Below are 22,203 nucleotides of genomic sequence, written 5' to 3' on the forward strand. Positions count from 1 at the left end.
GGAACTCTAATGTAGCTACAGCAAAATCAATTGTTCTTATCTCGGCAGGATTCCTAGCGTCGATGCCATGTCACTCGTCGCCGCCGGATTCGTCACAGGTCTGTCCCTCATCGTCGCCATCGGCGCGCAGAACGCCTTCGTCCTGCGCATGGCCATCGCGCGACGACATGTACTGCCTGTGATCGCGGTGTGCGCGATATCCGACGCGCTGCTCATCACCGCGGGTATCGCCGGGATCGCGACGATCCTCGACCGCGCACCCGGCGCGATCGACGTGATCCGTTGGGGAGGTGCCGCTTTCCTCATCTGCTACGGACTCTTCGCGGCACGTCGCGCGCTGAAGCCGTCCGCGTTGTCCGCCGCTCCGGGCGGCGCCGTGACCATCGGCGCGGCCCTGCTGACCTGCCTGGCGCTGACCTGGCTCAATCCCCACACCTATCTCGACACCGTGCTCATGCTCGGATCGGTGGCCAACCACTACGGCAATCCCGGACGCTGGTGGTTCGGTGCCGGGGCGATCACCGCGAGCGTCGTGTGGTTCGCCGCCCTCGGCTACGGGGCCCGTTATCTGCGCGCCTGGTTCGCCAAGCCTGCCTCGTGGCGCATCCTCGACGGCGGCGTGGCGGTACTCATGCTCGGTCTCGGCGCGGGCTTGATCACGTCCGCGTGATCCCGCCCGGCCGCCCGGGCTCGATCGGTGCCCGGGTGGGTTCGAGATGGCTGAACACGACGATGCCGGGCAGCGCTTCGGCGAGGTCCGCCTCGATGCGGTCGAGCAGGTCGTGCCCGGCCCGCACCGTCCATTCGCCCGGCACCCGCACCGTGAGGTAGACGAAGCGCTGGCGTCCCGATTCGCGGGTCCGCGGGGGCAGGATCGTCACCCGTCCCGGTTCGCGGTAGCGGTCGAGGACGGCGTTCACCGCCGTCACGTCCTCCGGCGGCAGGACCGTGTCGAGCATGCCGACAACGGCCTGTCGCACCAGCCCGAATCCGATCCGCAGGATGTTCAGCGCGACGAGGATCGCCACGATCGGGTCGAGCACGTCCCAGCCCGACAATGCGACGAGCGCGACGCCGACGAGCACGCCCGCCGAGGTCCACACGTCCGTCAGCAGGTGCTTTCCGTCCGCGACCAGCGTGATCGACCGGTGTGCGCGTCCCTGTCGGATCAGCAGCAGACCCACCACGAGATTGAGCGCCGAGGATGCGGCCGACAGGACGAGGCCGATGCCGACCTCGGTCACCGGCTGCGGTGAGATCAGGCGCTCCACCGACGTCCACAGAATCGCTGTCGCGGCAGCGAAGACCATGGTGCCCTCCACCGCGGCGGAGAGGTATTCGGCTTTTCCGTGCCCGAAGTCGTGGTTCTCGTCGGCGGGTTTCGCGGCGAGGCGCAGCGCCGCGAGGCCGACGAGCGCCGCCACGAGGTTGACCCCGGATTCGAGCGCGTCCGACAGCAGACCCACCGATCCGGTGATCCATGCCGCGGACGCCTTCAGCAGCATCGTCGCGAGCGCGGTCGCCACCGAGAGCAGCATGAACCGCATCAGCAGTCGGTGCTGCTGCACAGAGGGTGCCACTGCTCAGCGCTGGACGAGCGTGAGCCGCATCCCGGTGAGATCGGTGGCCTTCAACGCGACGTAGTCGTATTTCGGGGTGGGAACCCACGGGGTCAGTCCGAGGGCGTCGATCCTCGCCGCATCCTCGAAACTGCGCAGGACCCGGGCGTGTCCGTGCAGCACCACGCTCCACGCCGAGTCCTCGTGGATCTCGTCGACCTCGAACGCGACCTGCGAGTACACCGCCAGTTCGGAGAGCTTGCTGCCCTCACCGCTGCGGAAGTACACCGTGCGCTCGTCGACGACGTAGTTGACGGGATAGATCTCCGGCCGCCCGTCCACGACGGTGACGAGCCGGCCCACCTTGCCCGTCGCGAGCAGGTCCCAGCACTGGTCCTCGTCGAGCGGGACGACGGGATCGTCGGTGTTCGGGTTGTCGCTCATCGCGTTCACTCCTCCGGTTCCGCTGCCGTATCCAGCACATCACGAACCGGCTTCCGGCGCAGTGGAACGCTCCGGCGGTTACGGTGAGACCGGCCGTCAGGACCGCGTTCGCCCGATCCGCCGAGAGCAGCCCCGAATGAGGAGTGCCGATGCCCGCACAGGCTCCCGCGACCACCTCGAGTTGGCACACCCGCGACGCGGCCGACGTGGCCGAGGCGTTCGCGGTCGACCCGCAACGCGGACTGAACGCGGAGGAGGTCGAGCGGCGCCGCGACGAGCACGGCCCGAATCTGCTCGACGAGGCGAAACGGGTTCCGACCTGGCGGCGGGTGCTGTCGCTGCTCGCCGACAAGATGACGCTGGTACTGGTGGTGGCGGCGGTGGTCAGCGCCACTGTCTCCCGTGAATGGGAGACCTCCGTCGTCATCTTCGCGGTGATCGCGCTCAACACCGTGCTGAACGATGTGCAGGAATCGCGGGCCGAGAGCAGTCTCGCGGCGCTGAAGAAGATGTCGGTGTCCACCAGCCGGGTGCTGCGCGACGGTCGCGGGACGGAGGTGCCCCGCGCCGAACTCGTCCCCGGCGACGTGGTGCTTCTCGAGGCCGGCGACACCGTCCCGGCCGACGGCCGTCTCGTCACCGCCGTCCGGTTGCAGGTCGCCGAGGCCGCGCTCACCGGCGAATCCCAGCCGGTCGACAAGCAGGTCGATGTCGTCGACGATCCCGATGCGCCGCTCGGCGACCGCACCGACATGCTGTTCATGAACACCGAGGTCACGCGGGGACGCGCCGCGATGATCGTCACCGGCACGGGTATGCGTACCGAGATGGGTTCCATCGCAACCCTTCTCGGGTCGGCCGGCACCGAACAGACACCACTGCAACGACGCATCGGTCAGCTCGCCCAGACCTTGACGATCATTGCGATCGTGACGGTGGCGCTGGTGTTCGTCCTCGGTCTGCTGCGGGGACAGTCGTGGTCGGACCTCCTCGTCACCGCCGTGTCGCTCGCGGTCGCGACGATTCCCGAAGGGCTCACGGCCGTGGTCGCATTCACCCTCGCGATGGGTGCCTCACGCCTCGCCGCCCGCGGTGCCATCGTCAAACGGCTCGCCGCGGTCGAGACGCTGGGCAGCACCACCCACATCTGCACCGACAAGACCGGCACCCTCACGCTCAACGAGATGACGGTGCAGCGTCTGCTCGTCGCCGGTCGCGCTTTCCGTGTCACCGGCACCGGTTACGGAACCGACGGCAAGATCCTCGTCGGCGACGGCCTGCCCGCACCGGATTTCACGGACGCACTGCTCGGTATGGGTCTGTGCAACGACGCGACGGTGAGGAACGGAGTGCTCGTCGGCGATCCCACCGAGGGCGCTCTCGTGGTGCTCGCCGAGAAGGGGGGGATCGACGTCGAGGGTGCGCGCGCCGCGCTGAACCGCATCGCGGAGGTGCCGTTCGACTCGGATTACAAGTACATGGCCACCTTCCACACCCTGCCGGGCGGCGGATACCGCTGTTTCGTGAAGGGGGCCCCGGGCGTGCTGCTCGACCGGGCCGTGTCGATCGCCGGTTCCGCCGGTCCGATGCCGCTCGACGACGACGGTCGCGCGAGGATCCGCCGGGCTGTGGAGTCACTGGCGTCGGAAGGCCTGCGCACCCTCATGATCGCAGGTCGCAATCTCGATGCCGTCCCGCGCGGCGACACGGATGCACTGCAGGAGAAGGTGTCCGGCCTGACCGTCCACGCGGTCGTCGGCATCGTCGATCCGCCGCGAACCGAGGCCGAGGATGCCATCGCCGTGGCCCACGAGGCGGGCATCGCGGTGCACATGATCACCGGCGACCATCTGGTGACGGCCTCCGCGATCGCCGAGGAACTCGGGATCCGCGGGTCGGCGGCCTCCGGCGCCGACCTCGACACACTCACGGACGACGAACTGCGGGACAGAGCACAGGAATTCGGTGTCCTCGCTCGCGTGGCACCCGAACACAAGATCAGGTTCGTCGAGGCGCTGCAAGCCGACGGGCAGATCGTCGCGATGACGGGCGACGGGGTCAACGACGCTCCGGCGCTCGAACAGTCGGACATCGGTGTCGCGATGGGTATCACCGGCACCGACGTCTCCAAGGGCGCCGCGGACATGATCCTCACCGACGACAACTTCGCGACCATCGTCGCCGCGGTCGCCGAAGGACGCGGAATCTACGACAACATCATCAAATTCGTGAAGTTCCAGCTCACCACGGCGTGGGGTTTCGTCCTGATCTTCCTGACGGCCGGTGTACTCGGCCTCGCGGGCGGGGCACCCTTCAGTGCCCTGCAGATCCTGTGGGTGAACATCATCATGGACGGACCGCCGGCCCTCGCGCTCGGTGTCGATCCGACCGCCCCGGACGCGATGAGGCGACGCCCGCGCCCCGCCCACGAGGCCCTGCTCGAACGCTCCCGGGTACAGCGCATCCTCGGGCTCGGCATCGTCATGACGGCCGGCACCGTCGCGGTTCTGCATTTCGGCCCGGAACTGTTCCCCGACAGCGCATCCGACCCGCTGTTCGCGACCACCCTGGCGTTCACCACGTTCGTCTTCTACCAGATCTTCAACCTGTTCAACGTGCGCTCGGATCTCGGATCGGTGTTCTCGGCGCAGACGTTCACCAACCACACCATCTGGATCGCGATCATCGCCGTCGTCGTCCTGCAGATCTGCGTGGTGCAACTCGACGCCCTGCAGGGATTCATGGACACCACCTCGCTCACCTCCGAGCAATGGCTGCTCGCGGTGGCCGTCGGCTCGACGGTGCTGTGGGTGGACGAGGCCGGCAAGTTCGTCGCGAGGAGGCTCGAGGCGCGCAGAGCCGAACGGGCGGATACGACCTTCCTCACCTGACGGTCCCGAGATGGCGCAACTCACGTCGTCGCGAGAAGAAGTGAGTGGCCGGACTGCCCCAGAATGGAAGCTGCCCATGCGCCGCTCCCCGAGGGCGCCCTCGTCCCGGGCCGCACGACGTCCGACTCCGGGGCCATCGACGATCGAAGGTTTCCTCACCGATGACCACCACGGCTTCCGGCCGCCCCATCGACGATCCTGCCCACGCCGACTCCGGACATCCTGCGCGCACGCCGGTGATGTGGGCGCTCGCTCTCGGCGGGTTCGGTATCGGAACCACCGAGTTCGTCGCCATGGGGCTGCTCCCCGAGATCGCGACGAGTGTCGGCGTCTCCGAACCGACCGCGGGTCACGTCGTCTCCGCCTACGCGGCCGGTGTCGTCGTCGGTGCCCCGCTGATCGCCACGATCGCCGCACGCGTCCCACGCAAGACACTGCTGGTCGCGCTGATGGTCGCGTTCACCCTCGGTAACGCCGCAACGGTGCTGGCCCCGAACTACGGCTTGCTCGTCGCCTCCCGGTTCGTCGCCGGCCTGCCGCACGGTGCGTACTTCGGGGTCGCCGCGCTGGTCGCGGCGCATCTCGCCGGTCCCGGTCGCCGTGCACGGGCGGTCTCGCTGGTGATGATGGGGCTGTCGGTCGCGAACGTCGTCGGTGTGCCCGCCGCCTCGTGGCTCGGGATGGCGTTCGGGTGGCGCGCGGCGTTCGTGCTGGTCGCGGTGATCGGAGTGGGCACCGTCGCTGCTCTCGCGGCCTGGGTGCCGTCGCTGTCGATACCGACCACCAGCGTGCGGGTCGAACTCGGCGCGCTGAAGAGCAGCACCGTCTGGCTCACCCTCGCGGTGGCCGTCATCGGCTTCGGTGGCGTGTTCGCCGTGTACACCTACATCAGCACGACGCTGACCGACGTCGCCGGAGTGTCGAGATCGCTCGTGCCGGTCGCGCTGATGCTCTTCGGAGTGGGCATGGTCGTCGGCAACGCCGTCGGCGGCCGGGTCGCCGACCGCGGGGTGATCCCCGGCGTCTTCGCGTCGATCACCTCGCTCGCGGTGCTGCTCGCGCTGTTCGTCGCCGCAGCCCACAACCCCTGGACCGCCTTCGTGATGGTCTTCGGTCTGGGTGTCGGATGTGCCGCGGTGGGTCCGGCCCTGCAGGTGCGGTTGATGGATGTCGCGGAGGACGCCCAGACGCTCGCGGCGTCGCTCCACCACGCGGCGTTCAACCTCGCCAACGCGTTCGGGGCGTGGATCGGCGGGGTCGTGATCGCCGCCGGATTCGGCTACACCGCTCCTGCCGCGGTCGGCGTGCTGCTGGCGCTGGCCGGCGTCGCCGTGTTCGCGGTCTCGGTGTGGCGACATGATTGGATACGGAAGTGACCGATCCCAGCATTCCGACCCCGTCCGATCCTTTCTTCACCGTCGGAGCGCGTCTCGACAACGGACTCGGCCGCACCGGCACGATCCACACCCCGCACGGGGACATCCGGACGCCGGCGTTCATCCCGGTGGGCACGAAGGCGACCGTCAAGGCGGTGCTGCCCGAGACGATGGCCGAGCTCGGCTCCCAGGCGCTGCTCGCCAACGCCTACCACCTCTATCTGCAGCCCGGTTCCGACATCGTCGACGAGGCGGGCGGGCTGGGACAGTTCATGAACTGGCCCGGCCCGACCTTCACCGACAGCGGCGGTTTCCAGGTCATGTCGCTCGGTGCCGGTTTCAAGAAGGTCATCGCGATGGAGTCCGTGGGCGTCCAGAACGACGAGGTCATCGCCAAGGGCAAGGAACGGCTCGCGCACGTCGACAACGACGGGGTGACCTTCAAATCGCACCTCGACGGGTCGCGGCACCGGTTCACCCCCGAGGTGTCGATGCGCATCCAGCACGAACTCGGTGCCGACATCATGTTCGCCTTCGACGAGCTCACGACACTGATGAACACGCGCGGCTATCAGGAACGCTCCCTCGAACGTACCCAGGCGTGGGCGGTGCGGTGCATCGCCGAGCACGAGAAGCTCACCGCCGAGCGTGCCCACCGTCCCTATCAGGCGTTGTTCGGGGTCGTGCAGGGCGCGCAGTACGAGGACCTGCGCCGACAGGCCTGCCGGGGCCTCGAATCCATCGTCGGTGAGACCGGCCGCGGGTTCGACGGCTACGGCATCGGCGGTGCGCTCGAGAAGCACAACCTCGGCACGATCGTGCGCTGGTGCACCGAGGAACTGCCCGAGCACAAGCCGCGGCACCTGCTGGGCATCAGCGAACCCGACGACGTGTTCGTCGCCGTCGAACACGGTGTCGACACCTTCGACTGCGTCAATCCTTCGCGGGTCGCGCGCAACGCCGCGATCTACCACCCGGACGGCCGATTCAACATCAACACGAGTCGCCACCGGCGCGACTTCACGCCGATCGACGAGAACTGCGACTGCTACACCTGCCGGAACTACACGCGCGCGTACATCCACCACCTGTTCAAGGCGAAGGAGATGCTCGCCTCGACGTTGTGCACGATCCACAACGAGCGGTTCACGGTGCGGCTCGTCGACGACATCCGGACGAGCATCGAGAACGGCACCTTCGCCGAGTTCAAGACCGAGACCCTGGGCCGGTTCTACGCGAGCCGGCGTCAGGCGTGAGTCATCGGGCGTAACCCGTCACGCGTAGGACGGTTCGCGCTTCTTGACGTACGCGATCGCGCGGTAGGTCACCGGAAGCACGATGATCTCGACCAGCGTCTTCCACAGGAACCCGACGACCACGAAGTTGACGAAATCGCCCCAGGTCGTGATGCCGATGACGCCCGCGGCGATCGAGCAGAAGATCAGGGTGTCGGCGAACTCGCCGACGACGGTCGACCCGATCAGACGCGCCCACAGGTACTTCTCCCGCGTGCGCTCCTTGATCAGGACCAGGACGTACGAGTTGAGCAGCTGCCCGACCGCGTATCCGGCGAGTCCGGCGATCAACATCCGGGGCACCACCCCGAGCACGTTCTCGAAGGATTCCTGCCCGGCATAGAAGTCGGCGGGCGGAAGCTGCTGCGTGAGCCAGAAGCACAGCGCGGACAGCGCGACCGCCCCGAATCCGTAGAACACCGCGCGGCGGGTGGCTGCGAAGCCGTACACCTCGCTGAGTACGTCGCCGAGGATGTAGGCGAGGGGGAACAGGAAGAATCCGCCGTCGGTGATGATCGGCAGGATCTGCAGCGGACCGAACCCGAGTTCGGAGTCGGTGAAGAAAGCGATGCCCTTCGTCGCGGAGATGTTGGAGATCATCAGCACCGCGGTGAACAGCACGACGATTCCCGTGTACGGGCTGCGGCTCACGCGTGCGAAGGCGGCGTGGTCGAAGAGGGCGGGGGAGGTGTTCGGTCCGTGCTCGGTCACCCGCACATCCAAGCATCACGACGTGCCGATCACGAAGTTGCGGACCGTCTGTACGTGCGCGAACACCCCAAATGTGACGAACGGGCCCCGTCCGCTCGAGGACGGGGCCCGTGACACGCGTGAGATCAGGACTTGCGGACCTGGGTGCCGCCGGCGAACTTGTCGTGGAAGCCCTGCTTGTTGCCGTCCTGCTCGATGGTGACCGCGATACCGATGTATGCGGCGAACGACAGCAGACCGACGAGGAAGCCGAGCAACGGGATGCCGGTGAGGATCTGCAGCGCGACGAAGGCGTTGCGCTTGGCGGCCTGCTCGAGGGTGGGGTTGCCGCCCGCGGGACCGGCGACCGACAGTCCGAGGAGCTTCTTGCCGAGGGTCGCGCCCTGGGTGGACTCCATGTAGGTCCAGTAGCCGAAGGCGACGACACCGCTGACGACCGTCATGAAGAAGTTCACGAAGCCGCTTCCGCCGCTCGCGAGGAGCATGACCACGCTCAGGATCCCCATGGGGATGCCGACGATGAGGCCGTCGATGATGCGGGCGCCGAAACGCGGCAACAGCTGCCCCGGGGTGCCGGTGCCGAAGTTCGGGCCGGGGAATCCCGGGCCTCCACCGAACTGGTCGCCCGCCGGCGCCCCGTACTGAGGTGCGCCGTACTGGGGTGCGTCGTACCGAGGAGCTCCGTTCTGCGGTGTTCCGTACTGGGGTGCGCCGTACTGGGGTGCGCCGTATTGCGGGGCCCCGTTCTGGGGCGCACCGTACTGCGGGAACTGCTGGGTGTAGTCGGACGGTGTGCCACCGTACGAGGGGGAACCGCCACCGGGGTATCCACCCGGAACGTGGGGGTCCTGCGGAGGTGGTGGGTATCCGCCTGTCGTCAAAATGTCTCCCTTGTCGCGATCGGCATGGCAACGCGCCACGGTACAGCGTGCCGTGGCGCGTCGGTAGATGCCTCGGGGGGTGTGCGACGGGAGGGCGCCGTCGAGCCGGGTCAGGCCGCTACGGGACCACCCGTGGTGACCCGGTAGGCGTACGTGACGGCGATGATCGACACCGGCACCGTGACCAGCAGGCCGATCAGGCACAGCAGAGCACCGAGAAGGTTGAGGCCGAACAGTGCGAGTGCGAGCAGGAACAACGTCCCCGCATTCGATTTCACGGCGTTGACACTCGACTTGATCGCGGTGACCGCGTCCTGGTTGCGATCGATGACGAACTGCATCGTCCACCACGCGAAGAACGCGAACACCAGGCCCGGAATGATGCACAGCACGAGACCGATCGTCGTGCCGATGCCCACGAGCAGGCCCGCGACGATGACCGCGGCGATCGGGCCGATCTGCAGGAACGTGCCGAATGCGGGCCGTTGCCCGTCCGTTTCGGCCAGTGCCCCGCGCACGAAAGCGGCCTGGATCAGGTAACCGACGATCGCGGAGACGATGCTGCCGACGATGCTCAGGGCGGAGAACTCGGTCGTGTCGCCGGTGAAGTCGAATCCGTTGAAGATGCCGCTGATCAGGCCCTGGATGACGAACGCGACGAGCATGAAAATGATCCACACGCCCGCGTTGCCACTGAACTTGGACCAGCCGTAGGAGATCGCGTCGCCGACACTCAACTGGTTCGTGGGCGGCCCACCGAAGTTCCCGGCGCCGTACGCGCCCGGCGGAGGCGGATAATTGCCCCCTGACGGTGGGGGCGGATAATTCCCCGGCGGCGGGTAGGACCCACCCGGCGGTGGGTAGTTGCCACCCGAGGGTGGGGGATAGTTACCCGGCGGCGGGTAGTCACCGGGCGGCGGGTAATTTCCGGGCGGCGGATAGTTCCCACCCGGCGGGGGAGTGCCACCGCCCGACGGCGGCGGATAGCCGCCGGGCGGCGGATAACCACCCGGCTTCTGCGGATCCTGATTCGGGTCGTAACCACCGGTGGTCATCGCTGCCTCTCGTCTCCGGGTTCGGACACTTCCGAGAGAGTACGTACATCACACGGGATCTGCATCCGCTATGTCCGCGTCGTGTCCTGTCGGATGCCTTCCCCCGCCGGCGTGAAGACCCACGGATCACGGGGAAGTCGCGCGGGATTCCAGCGGTCCAGCAACAGTTCCGGCGACACGGGCTCGCCGGGGTCCGCAAGACGCAGCGACACGGCGATCGTGCCCAGCACGTCGGCGGCCGTGTGGCCGAGCGCGAGCTGATCGCCCAGCGTCACCGCACCGTCCCTCTTGGCCAGTCGCTTGCCCTCCTCGTTGAGCGCGAGCGGCACGTGCGCGTAGACGGGCTCCGGCAATCCGAGCAGGTGTGCGAGACAGGCCTGTCGGGGGGCGGAGGTGAGCAGGTCGTCGCCGCGCACCACCTGGTCGATGCCCTGGTCGGCGTCGTCCACCACCACGGCGAGGTTGTAGGCGGGGGTTCCGTCGTTGCGGCGCAGGACGAGATCGTCGACGATGCCCGTGAAATCCCCGTGCAGCAGGTCGTGGACCGTGAACCACTCCTCGGACGCCCGCAACCGGATCGCGGGGGCACGGCCGGAGGCCCGGCGTTCGGCGCGCTGCTCGTCGGTGAGGCCGCGGCAGGTGCCCGGATAGGCGCCCGCAGGAGCGTGGGGCGCGGAGGTGGCCTCGAGGATCTCGCGTCGGGTGCAGTAGCACTCGTAGGTCAGGCCGGCCTGCTCGAGCCGCGCGATCGCCTCGTCGTACAGACGCAGGCGACGGGATTGGTGGACCACCCGGCCGTCCCAGTCGAGGCCGATCGCCGCGAGGTCCGCGAGTTGACGTTGCTCCGCACCGGGACGCACCCGGTCGAGATCCTCGACGCGTACCAGGAACCGGCGGTTCGTCGACCGCGCGAACAACCACGCCAGGACGGCGGTACGCAGGTTGCCGAGGTGCAGGTCGCCCGAGGGGCTCGGGGCGAAGCGGCCCGCTCCTGCCTCGTCCTCGCCCGAAAGTGACACCCGTGCACTCTAGCGAGCGACACCCAGGAGCACCGCTCGCTGGGCATGGGCGACCTCCCGGATCGCCGCAACCGCCGCCGCGACCTCCGGCCGGCGCAACGTCTCCGAGCGTGCGACGAGCCAGTAGGCCAGACGTGCCTCGACCTCGCCGGGCAGGATCCGGACGAGGTCGGGGTGCCGGTCGGCCATGAAGCACGGCAGCAGACCGAGGCCTCCGGCAGCACGGGTCGCCTCGACGTGCACGAACACGTTCGTCGAGCTGATCGAATCCTGCATGTCGGGGGCGATACGTCGCGCCACGTCGAGGTCGTCGACCTGCAGCATCGAGTCGATGAAGTACACGAGGGTGTGTTCGCGCAGGTCGCGGACCGACGACGGGGAGCCGTGCGCGGCGAGATAGTCGCGCGAGGCGTACAGACCCAGGGTGTAGTCGGCGAGACGGTGCGCTTCGGCGCGGTGCACCTGTGGCCGTCCCACGACCACCTCGACGTCCATCCCGGATCGTTGCTGCGAGGCGCGACGGGTGGTGGCGACGATCTCGACGGAGATACCCGGGTGGCGTTGCCGGACGAGCGCGCCGGCCGGGGCTGCGATGTACGCGCTGAAACCGTCGGTGGCGGAGATGCGCACGACGCCTTCGAGTCGGCGCTCGCCGCTCGGGTTCCGCAGTCGCCCGACCGCGGCTTCGATGCGTTCGGCGGCGTCGAGGGCCTCGCGGCCGAGATCGGTCAGTTCCCAGCCCGCCGCCGACCGGGTGAGCACGCGACCGCCGAGGCTTCGCTCCAGTGCAGCGATCCGGCGGGAGATCGTCGTGTGATTGACGCCCAGGTCGTCGGCCGCGCTGGTGAACCTTCCGCTGCGCCCGACGGCGAGCAGGACGAGGAGGTCATCGGCCGAGGGCACGCTCATATGTGCAGTTTTGCAGATTGTGTCTGCGAATCGCGTCATTGTGAATGCATATGTGCGTATCGATACTCGGCATATGCGTGTGGAAGTGTTCCCCGTCACAGATCGTCCCGGGAGGGTGCAGCAATGAGCGTCGAACAGGCACGAACGGGTGGGCCGGAGAGTTCACCGTCGGCATTGCGGAGGGTCGTCGGTGCGTCCATGGCGGGCACCGTCGTCGAGTGGTACGAGTTCTTCCTCTACGGAACCGCCGCCACCCTCGTCTTCGCCAAGGTCTTCTTCCCCGACGGCGGCAACGAACTCGACGCGATCATCGCGGCGTTCGTCACCTATGCGGTGGGTTTCGTCGCGCGGCCGCTCGGCGGAATCGTCTTCGGTCATTTCGGCGACCGGTTCGGGCGCAAGCAACTGCTGCAGACCAGCATCATCATGGTCGGCGTCGCGACCTTCCTCATGGGTTGCCTGCCGACCTTCGGTGCCATCGGCTACTGGGCCCCGGCGCTGCTCGTGACGCTCCGGTTCATCCAGGGCTTCGCAGTCGGCGGTGAGTGGGGCGGCGCAGTGCTGCTGGTCGCCGAACACAGCCCCGACCGGTCGCGCGGGTTCTGGGCCTCCTGGCCGCAGGCCGGCGTGCCGATGGGCAACCTCCTCGCGACGATCGTCCTGCTCGTCCTCACCACGACGCTGCCCGAGTCGGCCTTCCTGTCGTGGGGCTGGCGCGTCGCGTTCTGGCTCTCCGCCGTCATCGTCCTGATCGGTTACTACATCCGCACCAAGGTCACCGACGCCCCGATCTTTCTCGAGGCGCAGCAGGAGGCCGAGCAGCTGAAGGAGACCTCGTTCAACGTCTTCGAGGTGCTCCAGCGTTACCCGCGTGGCGTCTTCACGGCCATGGGCCTGCGGTTCGCCGAGAACGTCATGTACTACCTCGTCGTCACCTTCTCGATCACCTACCTGAAGGTCGTCGTCGGTGCCGACACCAGCCACATCCTGTGGTGGATGCTCGCCGCCCACGCCGTGCACTTCGTGGTCATCCCGGTGGTCGGACGCCTGTCGGACACGCTGGGGCGACGCCCCGTCTACATGATCGGTGCCGTCACCGCCGGTGCCTGGGGCTTCCTCGCCTTCCCGATGATGGACACCGGCAACAGCGCGTGGATCGTCTCGGCGATCGTCATCGGACTCGTCTTCCACTCGTTCATGTATGCGGGGCAGCCCGCGATCATGGCGGAGATGTTCCCGACCCGCATGCGCTACTCGGGTGTCTCGCTCGGCTACCAGGTCACCTCGATCGTCGCCGGGTCGCTCGCCCCGATCATCGCCGCGAGCCTCCTCAGCCGCTTCGACTCGTCGGTCCCGATCTCCTTCTACCTGCTCGGCTCGTCGCTGATCACGATCGTCGCGGTGATCGTGGCACGTGAGACGAAGGGCATCTCGCTGCGCGACATCGACGCCGCGGACGCGGAAACGGTGGCCCAGGAGAAGGCCGCCGAGAACGCCGGGGTCTCCGCATGAGGGCCCGCACCGCACTCGTGACCGGCGGTGCCGGCGGGATCGGGGCGGCCTGCGCCCGAGCCCTCGCCGGTCGGGGAGTCCGAGTGACCGTCGCCGACGTCGACGAGGTCGCCGCGAAGACGCTCGCCCACGAGATCGGGGGAGAGGCGTGGGGCGTCGACCTGCTCGACACCGACGGCCTCGACGGTCTCCGTCTCGACGTCGACATCCTCGTCAACAACGCCGGCATCCAGGTCGTTCGGCCGGTGGAGGACTTCGCCCTCACCGACTTCCGCCGCATCCAGACGCTCATGGTCGAGGCGCCCTTCCTGCTCGTGAAGGCCGCGCTGCCCGGCATGTACGAGCGGGGCTTCGGCCGGATCGTGAACATCTCATCGGTCCACGGGCTGCGTGCCTCGGCCTTCAAGGCCGGGTACGTCACCGCCAAACACGGCCTCGAAGGGTTCTCCAAGGTCGTCGCGCTCGAGGGTGGTCCCCGCGGTGTGACGAGCAACTGCGTCAATCCGGGTTACGTCCGTACCCCGCTGGTGGAGAAGCAGATCTCGGAACAGGCCCGTGCACACGACATTCCGGAGGATCGCGTGCTCTCCGAGGTGCTGCTCACCGATCAGGCGGTGCCCCGGCTGGTCGAGCCGGAGGAGGTGGCCTCGCTCGTGTCGTGGCTGGTCTCCGACGAGGCCGGGATGGTCACCGGCGCGTCGTACACGATGGACGGCGGCTGGTCGGCCCACTGACCGCGGGGCGGTCGGTCGATCACTGACCGCGGGGCGGTCGGTCGATCACTGACCGCGGGGCGGTCGGTCGATTCCCGACCCGCTGCGCGACCGTATTCCCGACCCGCGTCCCGGAATCCGGGGCGCGGGTCAGTGCGCGTCGGCGCCGTCGAGGACGAGCTGGACCTGGGCGTGCAGAGCGTGGGTCAGATACTCCCGCGGGTAGAGATCGGGGCCGGCCGCCGCGTCGAGCGCGAGCCCGTTCGCGGCCGAGAGCAACAGGGCGGCCCGGGTCTCCGGGTCGGGTGTTCCCGCGCGGATCAATACGCGCGCTATGCCCGTCCGGATCGTGAACAGGGTGGCGGTGCGGATGGCGCTCAGCGTGGGGGAGGTGACCGCCCGCACGGCGAACGCCGACATCACGTGGACCTCGCTGTCGCGTTCCTCGTCGAGCGGGAGCAGCTGGCTCAGCGCGGAGAACAGGGTGCGCGCCGGATCGATGTCGGGATCGACGTTCGTCAACCGGTTCAGCACCCGGTCCGAGAGGGTGCGGAACGAGTACGCGAGCATCTCGTCCTTGGTCGGGAAATGGTGTTGCACCGCCCCGATCGAGACCCCTGCCTCGTTGGCCACCTCCCGCACGCTCGCCGCGTCGAGACCATTGCGCGCGGCCACGTCGAGCAGGGCCGCGGCGAGCCTTGTGGGGCTGGTGGTGACGTAGGGGCGCGTGCGCATGGGGAGCACCGTAACCGAGCTCTCCACCGTACGAACGTACGGGGGGCGGGAATCACACCCCGCCGGTGAGTTCGTGATCGGAGAGGAAACGGACCGAGAGCGTCAACGCGGCCGCGAACGCCGCTGCGATCCACAGGGCGTGCAGCCCCAGCACCCTGTGGGCGAGCGCGCCGAGAACCGCGCCCGTCACCAGGCCGCCCCACAGACCCAGATAGGGCAGCCAGCTCCAGCGCGGACCACCGAAGAACGCCGCCGCGATCCGCTGCCCGATCTTGACCAGCGCGCCCGTCATGTAGGTGAGCGCGACGGTCGTCTCCCCGTGACGGCGGAACACCGAGTTCTCCGTTCCCATGGCCAGCGTCATCGCGATCACGGCGACCGGCGTCCGGCCTGCGAACACGGCGGCGGCTCCGATCGTCAGCAACACCGTCACCGTCGCGAGGACCGCGGTCTTGCGCGTCCGCCGGTCGCGGTCGGTCGATTCCGCCACGACGCTGCCGAGGATCACCCCGAGCACGAAGAGCGCGAGCACACCGCCGATGAGGGCCACCGTCTTCCACGTGCCGTCTGCCGTGCCGACCGCGAGACGGGTGGAGTTCCCGCTCATGAACGACACGAAGACACCGCCGAGGGTGATGAAACCGAGGGCGTCGATGAACCCTGCGAGAGAGGACAATGCGATCGCGAGTCCCTGCAACTGCCTGCCGTAACCGACCACAGGACGATAGTAGGAACCGTGTCGACCGGGACGACGTCGGCAGCAGTTACCGAGACACTTACGTGCTGTAACGACCGGGCGCCGTGAACGCGATGGACAAGGCGGAGCCGTCCGGCACCGTCGTTCTCAGGAGTTCTCCCGATGTCCTTGCCCCGCTTGTCGTTCCGGCTGTCCCTTCTCGTCGTCGCGACGGTCGTGGGTCTGACCCTCTCCGGTTGCGACTCGACCGTCGAAGACACCGCCGTCGCGCCGGCGGCGACCTCCGAACAATCCCCGGCACCGAGTTCGGAGACCTCCACGACGACGCCGTCCGGCACGACACGCCCCACGTCCGCGAGCGCCCCGAGCCCCGCTGACCGGAGCCCGGCCGTCCCGGCGGCCTCGTCGGATGCCCTGGCCCGGCTGGCGACCCTGCCGATCAAGGGCCGCGCACCCAAGACCGGCTACAGCCGCGACCTGTTCGGTCAGGCGTGGAGCGACGACGTGTCGGTGGAGTTCGGGCGCAACGGTTGCGACACCCGCAACGACATCCTGCGACGCGACCTCGTCGACATCGTCTACAAGTCCGGCACCCGCGACTGCGTCGTGGCGTCGGGAACCCTGAACGACGTGTACACCGGGACGACGATCGCGTTCACGCGCGGACAGGACACCTCCACCGCGGTGCAGATCGACCACGTCGTCGCGCTGTCCGACGCGTGGCAGAAGGGCGCGCAGCAACTCGACGCAGGCACCCGGGCCGATTTCGCCAACGATCCGCGCAATCTCCAGGCGGTGGACGGGCCGACCAACCAGCAGAAGAGCGACGGCGACGCCGCCACCTGGCTGCCGCCGAACCGCGCCTACCGCTGCACGTACGTCGCGCGGCAGATCGAGGTCAAGGCGATCTACGGGTTGTGGGTGACGCAGGCCGAGCACGATGCGATGGCACGGGTCCTCACCGAATGCGGAGGAGGAATTCCTGCCGGCGCAGCGCCCGCCGTCGTGCCCACGACCACGACGGCCCCGGCCCCTGCTCCGGCACCCGCCCCTGCTCCGGCACCCGCCCCTGCTCCGGCACCGGCACCCGCTCCCGCAGAGCCCGCACCGGTGGCGCCTGCGCAGCCCGCCGCTCCGGCGAGTGTGTACTTCGAGAACTGTTCGGCTGCCCGGGCCGCGGGAGCGGCGCCGCTGTACGCGGGGCAGCCCGGCTACCGCCCGAAGATGGACCGCGACGGCGACGGCGTGGCCTGCGAGTAGCGCACCGCAGCGCCTGCGAGTAGCGCACCGCCGCGATCTCCCGATCAGCTGAAGCGGTCGGTGAGATTGCGGCGCATGCGGTGGAGATCGCGGAGTTGGGCGGCCAGCCGCTCGACCTCCGCGTCGAACCGGCGCGCCCGGTCCACGGCGCCCACCCGATGCTCGGCACGGGCCTTCTGCCCGGTCCTCTCGATGGTCGTGGACAGCTCGTCGATCTCGCGGTCCAACATCTCCACCCAGACCGAAGCCTGCTCGTGGTCGGCGTCGCCGGAGAGCGGGAAATTGTCGTCCGCGGTCACGAGACGCATCGTGCCCGAGATCGGCCGGGCACGCGAACACAGGGGGTGAAAAAGCAGAAACCCCGTGGGACGCTGTGCGTCCCACGGGGTTCCGTGGCGGAGGATAGGGGATTTGAACCCCTGAGGGCGTTAACCCAACCCGCGTTCCAGGCGAGCGCCATAGGCCACTAGGCGAATCCTCCGTGGGGAAGCATACCGAATGGTGACCCCAAGTTGCCAAACGGGCACGTCGCACCCGGAATCCGAGGGCTCTGCGGGGGCTGGTTCGCCGCGGGGCACACGTTCCTCTACACTTGCCGATGGATCCCGCGCGGCGCGCATCCTGTGAACTCCCCCAGGGCCGGAAGGCAGCAAGGGTCAACGGGCTCTGCCGGGTGCGCGGGGTCCTCTTAATTTCCGCCGATGCCCGTGTCGCCGTGCACGGTGAAAGGTCCCTCCGCATGCCTACGCAGACCCAGTTCGGGTTGATGAGCCATGAGGAACTCGTTGCAGAGCACGAGCGCCAGTCCGCCAACTACGAACGGTTGAAGTCGGAGAAGCTGACGCTGGACCTGACCCGCGGCAAGCCCTCGCCCGAGCAGCTCGACCTCTCCGCAAAGTTGCTGTCGCTGCCCGGTGCCGACGATTTCCGCGACGGTAACGGCACCGACACCCGTAACTACGGTGGTCTGACGGGCCTGCCCGAGCTCCGCGCGATCTTCGCCGAGTTACTGAACATCCCCGCCGAGAACCTCATCGCGGGCAACAACGCGAGCCTCGAGATCATGCACGATCTCGTCGTCTGGTCGTTGCTGCACGGCACGGTCGACTCGCCGCGCCCGTGGTCGCAGGAGTCGGTCGTCAAGTTCCTGTGCCCGGCACCCGGCTACGACCGGCACTTCGCGATCACCGAGTCGCTCGGCATCGAGATGATCCCCGTGCCGCTGCGCGAGGACGGCCCCGACGTGCGGTTCGTCGCCGATCTCGTCGCGAACGATCCACAGATCAAGGGCATGTGGACGGTGCCCACCTACTCGAATCCGACCGGAGCGGTGTACTCCGAGGAGGTCGCCCGCGAGCTGGTGTCGATGCCGGCGGCCGCTCCCGACTTCCGGATCTTCTGGGACAACGCCTACGCGGTGCATCCGCTCACCGAGCACCTCGCGCCCGCGATCGACATCCTCGGCCTGGCCGCGCAGGCCGGTCACCCCAATCGCGTGTTCGCGCTGGCGTCCACCTCGAAGATCACCTTCGCCGGCGCAGGCGTGAGTTTCTTCGGCAGCTCCACCGAGAACCTCGCCTGGTACCAGAAGTACCTGGGCATCAAGTCCATCGGCCCCGACAAGGTCAACCAGCTGCGCCACCTGCGCTTCTTCCGCGACGCCGAGGGTGTGCGCGCCCACATGGCGAAGCACCGCGAGATCCTCGCGCCGAAGTTCGCGCTGGTCCGCCGCGTCCTGGAGGAACGCCTGGGTGCGTCGAAGGTCGCGTCGTGGACCGAGCCCGAGGGTGGATACTTCATCAGCCTCGACGTCGTCGAGGGCACGGCAGCCCGTGTCATCGCCCTGGCGAAGGAAGCGGGGATCGCGCTGACGGGTGCCGGTTCGGCGTTCCCGTACAAGAAGGACCCCGAGAACAAGAACATCCGTCTCGCCCCGAGCTTCCCTTCGCTCGGTGAGCTGGAGAAGGCCATGGACGGTGTCGCGACCTGCGTGCTGCTCGCCGCAGCAGAGAAGGCGCTCGCCCGTAAGTAGTGCGCCGACAGGCCCGCAACGCGAGGACGAGGCTCGCAACACCAGCAGTGACTGCCGGTGTTGCGAGCCTCTTTTCTGTGTTGCGTACCTCCCCGGCGGCAGAGTCTGTGAGTTTGTTCCCAGCCTGTGGATAAAGTTGTGGACAACACGTGGATGGGCGGTGGACAACCCCGAACCACCCTGTTCGGAGCGTTTTCGTGACCCGGCGTCACACCGACTTGCTTTCCCCTCCCGACCTGACATACTCGCGGGTCAGGGTCGCCGCATACCGTGCGGCGGGTTCGGAAGTGGTGAGTGTGATGGAAAACCGCGCGCTCGTGGATTCCGGAGTCGGCGTATCGGCCGTCGGATCTGTCACGGGGTGTGTCGGCGTACTGAAGGTGTTCCTCCTGGCGCTCGACATCGAGGCGGCGCCCGAGACGCCGCCGCGAGTTCCGCCCGTCGAGAAGATGGAGCCCTTCCTTCCCGCACGCATCGCCGATCACCCCGATACCGACCACGGTGTGCGTCCGCCGTGCCTGCTCGCCTTCCGGCACATCGTCGACCCGGCACGGCCGGTCGTCTCGTTCGGCGCGTCGACGGGTTCGCTGCGGGAGGCCCCGGATGCGACCCGGCCGTATGTGGGTCACCCCGCGACGTGCGTGTCGCTGTGGGACGTTCCGGGTCACGGCCTCGTGCTGGCGCTGGAATCGCTGACGGACAACGGCTCCCCGCTGATCGACTGGCGGAGCGACCCGCTGCAGGACCGCGACGGAGCCGGTCTGCGTCCCGTGCTCGGCGAGTTCCTCGCACCCTTCGAGCTGACGGCCGACGATTGCCTGAACGATGTGTTCCCGGGTCTGAACAGGCGGTTGTGCGCGCCGACGACGTTCCGTCCCCTCCACGAACTCGTCGTCCACCGCCACCGGGGAGTAGGTGATCGGGAGGTCGTCGAGGGGATGGTCGTGGAAGTGCTCTCCAGCGGTGGCGAGCGCGTCCGTTCTCTCGTCGACGGACCGCGTATCGGTCCGGAGGCTCGCGCCGCGGCACGGTCCTGGGGTGTGCTGTGGGGATGGGACCGCGTGCCGCTGGTGGACCGGCCCGTGCAGCCGGGCGCCGCCCTCGCTGTGCGGGAGGATTCCGGTGCGGTGCTGTTCGACCTCGAGGCCACCTCTCTCGGCAGCGACTATGTCGGGCACGGCACTCGCGAGATGATCTACGGGCTCATCCCGTGGGTGGCGGTGCGAGCGCGGGCCTCGGCCGACTACTGGACGATCATGGACCGTCTGCGCCACCCCGACGGGCTCCGCGGGGATCGGCTGGCCACCGTTCTCGACGACATCGCGATCATGCAGGCCCGCCGGATGGACCGCCTTCTCCTGCGCAAGGAATCGCTCCACGACGACCGGTTCCACTCGTGGACGCACCCCACCCAGCTGCGCGCCCTCATGGCCGGCCGGGTCGCCGCCGAGATGGCGGAACTCGACGCGGAACTGTCCGAGATCGTGGAAGTCGTCGAGCACGCGTTGCTGCACAGTGCGGAGCTGCGCGGGGCGAGGCACACCCGCCTCGCCCAGGGGTGGTCCGCGGCCGCGTCGGTCATCGCCGTCGTGGCGTTGTTCGCTGCGCTGGCCGCCGTTCCGGCAACGTCGCAACCGACTCTCTTCCCGCACTGGTTGCATGCGCTGACCACGTCGATCGCCCTCACCCTGGGCATCGTGATCGCGGTGGTCGTGTGGCGCCGGCCCTGACGCGCAGGGCATGATCGTCGTCATGTCATCGACGCTGAACCTGGTCGGAGATCCCGACGCCGACGCACTGCTGGCCGAGGATCCGCTGGCCCTTCTCATCGGCATGCTGCTCGACCAGCAGGTGCCGATGGAGGTCGCGTTCGCGGGACCGAAGAAGCTCGCCGACCGTCTCGGTGGTCTCGACGTGCACCGCATCGCGTCGGCGGATCCCGACGAGTTCGTCGCGGTGTGTGCGCAGCAACCGGCCGTACACCGGTTCCCCACGTCGATGGGTCAGCGGATCCAGGCGCTGTGCGCGGCGATCGTCGAGGACTACGACGGCGACGCCGCAGCATTGTGGACGTCCGGCCACCCGGACGGCAAGGAAGTTCTGCGGAGGCTGAAGAAGCTGCCGGGTTACGGCGACCAGAAGGCACGCATCTTCCTGGCACTGCTCGGCAAGCAGATCGGCGTGCGGCCCGAAGGGTGGCGGGAAGCTGCCGGCGACTACGGGCACGAAGGCGCGCGCCGGTCGATCGCCGACGTCGTCGACGAGCAGTCGTTGCGTGAGGTGCGCGAGTTCAAGAAGTCGATGAAGGCTGCGAAGAAGTCGTGAGACGCGCATTCGCAGTGTGTTGTGCCGCTGCCGCATTCGCTTCCGGAGCGTCGGGCGTGGCTTCGGCGGGCGGGGGAGACGACCGGGTCGTCCTCCGGCCCGGCGACGGGATCTCGTTCTCGCCGGAGCCGACACCGGGCTGGTGTTCGGTCGCGGCGGTCGGGCACGACGACGCGGGTCGTCTGGTCGCCATCACGGCGGGGCACTGCTATCGAACGGGATCGTCGCCGGTCTGGAAGGTCGACGAACAGCATCGAGGTGCCATCGGTGCCGAAACGGATGTCGCGAGTACGGGTTCGATCGATCCGCTCGGATTCCCCACCGACGAGATCGCCGATTACGCGGTGGTCGTCCTCGACGAGACCCGCGTACGGGGGTCGAACACGTCGGCGCCGAACGACCGCGGAGAACGTGTGGTGCTCGAGTCGGTGGCGGCGTTCGACGAGGGCGAGCTGCCGGTCGGGACACACTGCGCGGCAGGGCGAAGCACGTCGGTGGCCTGCGCGACCGGCGAGGTGCGGGTGGACGAGAACCTGATGTCGTCGCCGTTGCTCATGCGACCGGGCGACTCCGGGGGTCCGCTCGTACGTGCCGAGACGGGTGAGTGGCTGGGACTGTCCGTGGGATACCGGTTCCCGCCGACCCGGGTCTCCGGCGACCGGCAGGTTCCCGATACGAGATTCGCCGCCTACCAGCGGGCCGACCGGATCCTCGCCGAGATCGACGCGCGCGACGGGATCGGGTCGGGGTTCCGTCTCGTCGACACCCCCTGACCGATCCCGCCGGCGT

21 protein-coding genes, 1 tRNA gene and 1 other RNA gene are annotated in these 22,203 nt (G+C 68.3%); 12 read left to right on the forward strand and 11 right to left on the reverse strand.

What is annotated here, in order from left to right; genetic code table 11:
- Nucleotides 1-67: 67 nt before the first annotated feature.
- Complete coding sequence (locus PV766_RS17430; protein ID WP_016933907.1) at nucleotides 68-670, forward strand: LysE/ArgO family amino acid transporter; 603 nt, start codon at nucleotides 68-70, stop codon at nucleotides 668-670.
- Here PV766_RS17430 and PV766_RS17435 read toward each other — a convergent pair.
- Nucleotides 657-1,547: a cation diffusion facilitator family transporter gene (locus tag PV766_RS17435; protein WP_371053946.1), complete on the reverse strand. Its 891-nt coding sequence runs from the start codon at nucleotides 1,545-1,547 to the stop codon at nucleotides 657-659. The genes PV766_RS17430 and PV766_RS17435 overlap by 14 nt on opposite strands.
- A gap of 36 nt (nucleotides 1,548-1,583) precedes the next feature.
- Nucleotides 1,584-2,003: a pyridoxamine 5'-phosphate oxidase family protein gene (locus PV766_RS17440; RefSeq protein WP_129977781.1), complete on the reverse strand. Its 420-nt coding sequence runs from the start codon at nucleotides 2,001-2,003 to the stop codon at nucleotides 1,584-1,586.
- A 149-nt stretch (nucleotides 2,004-2,152) separates the two neighbouring features.
- Here PV766_RS17440 and PV766_RS17445 point away from each other — a divergent pair, with 149 nt between their 5' ends.
- The 3 genes from PV766_RS17445 (at nucleotide 2,153) to tgt (ending at nucleotide 7,526) form a co-directional block, all read left to right on the forward strand.
- On the forward strand, nucleotides 2,153-4,894 hold the full coding sequence (locus PV766_RS17445; protein WP_371053942.1) for a calcium-translocating P-type ATPase, PMCA-type: 2,742 nt from the start codon (nucleotides 2,153-2,155) through the stop codon (nucleotides 4,892-4,894).
- A gap of 161 nt (nucleotides 4,895-5,055) precedes the next feature.
- Nucleotides 5,056-6,270: an MFS transporter gene (locus tag PV766_RS17450; protein WP_064062870.1), complete on the forward strand. Its 1,215-nt coding sequence runs from the start codon at nucleotides 5,056-5,058 to the stop codon at nucleotides 6,268-6,270.
- Complete coding sequence (tgt, locus tag PV766_RS17455) at nucleotides 6,267-7,526, forward strand: tRNA guanosine(34) transglycosylase Tgt (protein ID WP_421097512.1); 1,260 nt, start codon at nucleotides 6,267-6,269, stop codon at nucleotides 7,524-7,526. The genes PV766_RS17450 and tgt overlap by 4 nt, the downstream gene beginning before the upstream one ends.
- Before the next feature lie 18 nt (nucleotides 7,527-7,544).
- On the opposite strand, the gene PV766_RS17460 is transcribed toward tgt, so the two are convergent.
- The 5 genes from PV766_RS17460 to PV766_RS17480 all read right to left on the reverse strand — a co-directional run bounded on the left by PV766_RS17460 (nucleotide 7,545) and on the right by PV766_RS17480 (nucleotide 12,140).
- A complete protein-coding gene (locus PV766_RS17460) occupies nucleotides 7,545-8,276 on the reverse strand; it encodes a queuosine precursor transporter (RefSeq protein ID WP_016932892.1) in 732 nt (243 codons plus the stop codon).
- 125 nt (nucleotides 8,277-8,401) lie between these two features.
- Nucleotides 8,402-9,157, reverse strand: a complete 756-nt coding sequence (locus tag PV766_RS17465; protein ID WP_064062909.1) for an RDD family protein — start codon at nucleotides 9,155-9,157, stop codon at nucleotides 8,402-8,404.
- A 110-nt stretch (nucleotides 9,158-9,267) separates the two neighbouring features.
- Nucleotides 9,268-10,212 carry a hypothetical protein gene (locus tag PV766_RS17470; protein ID WP_064062868.1) on the reverse strand — a complete coding sequence of 315 codons (945 nt, stop codon included), beginning with the start codon at nucleotides 10,210-10,212 and terminating at the stop codon, nucleotides 9,268-9,270.
- Between the two features lie 68 nt (nucleotides 10,213-10,280).
- A complete protein-coding gene (gene gluQRS, locus PV766_RS17475; RefSeq protein WP_421097513.1) occupies nucleotides 10,281-11,231 on the reverse strand; it encodes a tRNA glutamyl-Q(34) synthetase GluQRS in 951 nt (316 codons plus the stop codon).
- Between the two features lie 9 nt (nucleotides 11,232-11,240).
- Complete coding sequence (locus PV766_RS17480; protein WP_421097514.1) at nucleotides 11,241-12,140, reverse strand: LysR family transcriptional regulator; 900 nt, start codon at nucleotides 12,138-12,140, stop codon at nucleotides 11,241-11,243.
- Nucleotides 12,141-12,263: 123 nt separating this feature from the next.
- On the opposite strand from PV766_RS17480, the gene PV766_RS17485 reads away from it, so the two are divergent.
- Together PV766_RS17485 and PV766_RS17490 are read left to right on the forward strand one after the other, a co-directional pair.
- Nucleotides 12,264-13,652 carry an MFS transporter gene (locus PV766_RS17485; RefSeq protein ID WP_421097515.1) on the forward strand — a complete coding sequence of 463 codons (1,389 nt, stop codon included), beginning with the start codon at nucleotides 12,264-12,266 and terminating at the stop codon, nucleotides 13,650-13,652.
- Nucleotides 13,649-14,386, forward strand: a complete 738-nt coding sequence (locus PV766_RS17490; RefSeq protein ID WP_064062864.1) for a 3-hydroxybutyrate dehydrogenase — start codon at nucleotides 13,649-13,651, stop codon at nucleotides 14,384-14,386. The genes PV766_RS17485 and PV766_RS17490 overlap by 4 nt, the downstream gene beginning before the upstream one ends.
- Nucleotides 14,387-14,515: 129 nt before the next feature.
- Here the strand turns inward: PV766_RS17490 and PV766_RS17495 are convergent, their stop codons facing one another.
- Nucleotides 14,516-15,100, reverse strand: coding sequence for a TetR/AcrR family transcriptional regulator (locus PV766_RS17495; protein WP_129977774.1), 585 nt, complete (start codon nucleotides 15,098-15,100; stop codon nucleotides 14,516-14,518).
- Nucleotides 15,101-15,152: 52 nt separating this feature from the next.
- Complete coding sequence (locus PV766_RS17500) at nucleotides 15,153-15,818, reverse strand: YoaK family protein (RefSeq protein ID WP_421097516.1); 666 nt, start codon at nucleotides 15,816-15,818, stop codon at nucleotides 15,153-15,155.
- A 141-nt stretch (nucleotides 15,819-15,959) separates the two neighbouring features.
- Here PV766_RS17500 and PV766_RS17505 point away from each other — a divergent pair, with 141 nt between their 5' ends.
- Entirely contained in the window at nucleotides 15,960-17,057 is a 1,098-nt protein-coding gene (locus PV766_RS17505; RefSeq protein ID WP_421097517.1) for a GmrSD restriction endonuclease domain-containing protein, read from the forward strand.
- A gap of 44 nt (nucleotides 17,058-17,101) precedes the next feature.
- On the opposite strand, the gene PV766_RS17510 is transcribed toward PV766_RS17505, so the two are convergent.
- Both PV766_RS17510 and PV766_RS17515 read right to left on the reverse strand, forming a co-directional pair.
- Complete coding sequence (locus PV766_RS17510) at nucleotides 17,102-17,365, reverse strand: hypothetical protein (RefSeq protein WP_016932882.1); 264 nt, start codon at nucleotides 17,363-17,365, stop codon at nucleotides 17,102-17,104.
- 85 nt (nucleotides 17,366-17,450) lie between these two features.
- A tRNA-Ser gene (locus PV766_RS17515) sits at nucleotides 17,451-17,538 on the reverse strand.
- A gap of 116 nt (nucleotides 17,539-17,654) precedes the next feature.
- Between PV766_RS17515 and ffs the strand changes: the two genes are divergently transcribed.
- The 5 genes from ffs to PV766_RS17540 all read left to right on the forward strand — a co-directional run bounded on the left by ffs (nucleotide 17,655) and on the right by PV766_RS17540 (nucleotide 22,187).
- Nucleotides 17,655-17,749: signal recognition particle sRNA small type (ffs, locus tag PV766_RS17520), an RNA gene on the forward strand.
- A gap of 47 nt (nucleotides 17,750-17,796) precedes the next feature.
- Entirely contained in the window at nucleotides 17,797-19,089 is a 1,293-nt protein-coding gene (locus PV766_RS17525) for an aminotransferase class I/II-fold pyridoxal phosphate-dependent enzyme (protein WP_421097518.1), read from the forward strand.
- Between the two features lie 299 nt (nucleotides 19,090-19,388).
- Complete coding sequence (locus PV766_RS17530) at nucleotides 19,389-20,819, forward strand: hypothetical protein (protein WP_129977810.1); 1,431 nt, start codon at nucleotides 19,389-19,391, stop codon at nucleotides 20,817-20,819.
- Nucleotides 20,820-20,841: 22 nt separating this feature from the next.
- The gene (locus PV766_RS17535) at nucleotides 20,842-21,414 is read left to right on the forward strand and encodes an HhH-GPD-type base excision DNA repair protein (protein ID WP_026002862.1); all 573 of its coding nucleotides are present in this window, start codon (nucleotides 20,842-20,844) and stop codon (nucleotides 21,412-21,414) included.
- The gene (locus PV766_RS17540; protein WP_064062858.1) at nucleotides 21,411-22,187 is read left to right on the forward strand and encodes a trypsin-like peptidase domain-containing protein; all 777 of its coding nucleotides are present in this window, start codon (nucleotides 21,411-21,413) and stop codon (nucleotides 22,185-22,187) included. Before PV766_RS17535 ends, PV766_RS17540 begins: the two co-directional genes overlap by 4 nt.
- Nucleotides 22,188-22,203 lie beyond the last annotated feature (16 nt).

Origin of the sequence: Rhodococcus sp. As11 (assembly GCF_048957735.1) — a bacterium.
GTDB classification, from domain to species: domain Bacteria; phylum Actinomycetota; class Actinomycetes; order Mycobacteriales; family Mycobacteriaceae; genus Rhodococcus; species Rhodococcus gordoniae.

Bases quoted from the DNA above. Each gene is read 5' to 3' on its own strand.
- PV766_RS17530 (WP_129977810.1), top strand. From the start codon at position 19,389: ATGGAAAACCGCGCGCTCGTGGATTCCGGAGTCGGCGTATCGGCCGTC.
- PV766_RS17495 (WP_129977774.1), bottom strand. From the start codon at position 15,100: ATGCGCACGCGCCCCTACGTCACCACCAGCCCCACAAGGCTCGCCGCG.
- PV766_RS17505 (WP_421097517.1), top strand. From the start codon at position 15,960: ATGTCCTTGCCCCGCTTGTCGTTCCGGCTGTCCCTTCTCGTCGTCGCG.
- PV766_RS17525 (WP_421097518.1), top strand. From the start codon at position 17,797: ATGCCTACGCAGACCCAGTTCGGGTTGATGAGCCATGAGGAACTCGTT.
- PV766_RS17480 (WP_421097514.1), bottom strand. From the start codon at position 12,140: ATGAGCGTGCCCTCGGCCGATGACCTCCTCGTCCTGCTCGCCGTCGGG.
- PV766_RS17535 (WP_026002862.1), top strand. From the start codon at position 20,842: ATGTCATCGACGCTGAACCTGGTCGGAGATCCCGACGCCGACGCACTG.
- PV766_RS17430 (WP_016933907.1), top strand. From the start codon at position 68: ATGTCACTCGTCGCCGCCGGATTCGTCACAGGTCTGTCCCTCATCGTC.
- PV766_RS17450 (WP_064062870.1), top strand. From the start codon at position 5,056: ATGACCACCACGGCTTCCGGCCGCCCCATCGACGATCCTGCCCACGCC.
- PV766_RS17435 (WP_371053946.1), bottom strand. From the start codon at position 1,547: ATGCGGTTCATGCTGCTCTCGGTGGCGACCGCGCTCGCGACGATGCTG.
- PV766_RS17440 (WP_129977781.1), bottom strand. From the start codon at position 2,003: ATGAGCGACAACCCGAACACCGACGATCCCGTCGTCCCGCTCGACGAG.
- PV766_RS17445 (WP_371053942.1), top strand. From the start codon at position 2,153: ATGCCCGCACAGGCTCCCGCGACCACCTCGAGTTGGCACACCCGCGAC.
- PV766_RS17470 (WP_064062868.1), bottom strand. From the start codon at position 10,212: ATGACCACCGGTGGTTACGACCCGAATCAGGATCCGCAGAAGCCGGGT.
- PV766_RS17510 (WP_016932882.1), bottom strand. From the start codon at position 17,365: ATGCGTCTCGTGACCGCGGACGACAATTTCCCGCTCTCCGGCGACGCC.
- PV766_RS17485 (WP_421097515.1), top strand. From the start codon at position 12,264: ATGAGCGTCGAACAGGCACGAACGGGTGGGCCGGAGAGTTCACCGTCG.
- PV766_RS17490 (WP_064062864.1), top strand. From the start codon at position 13,649: ATGAGGGCCCGCACCGCACTCGTGACCGGCGGTGCCGGCGGGATCGGG.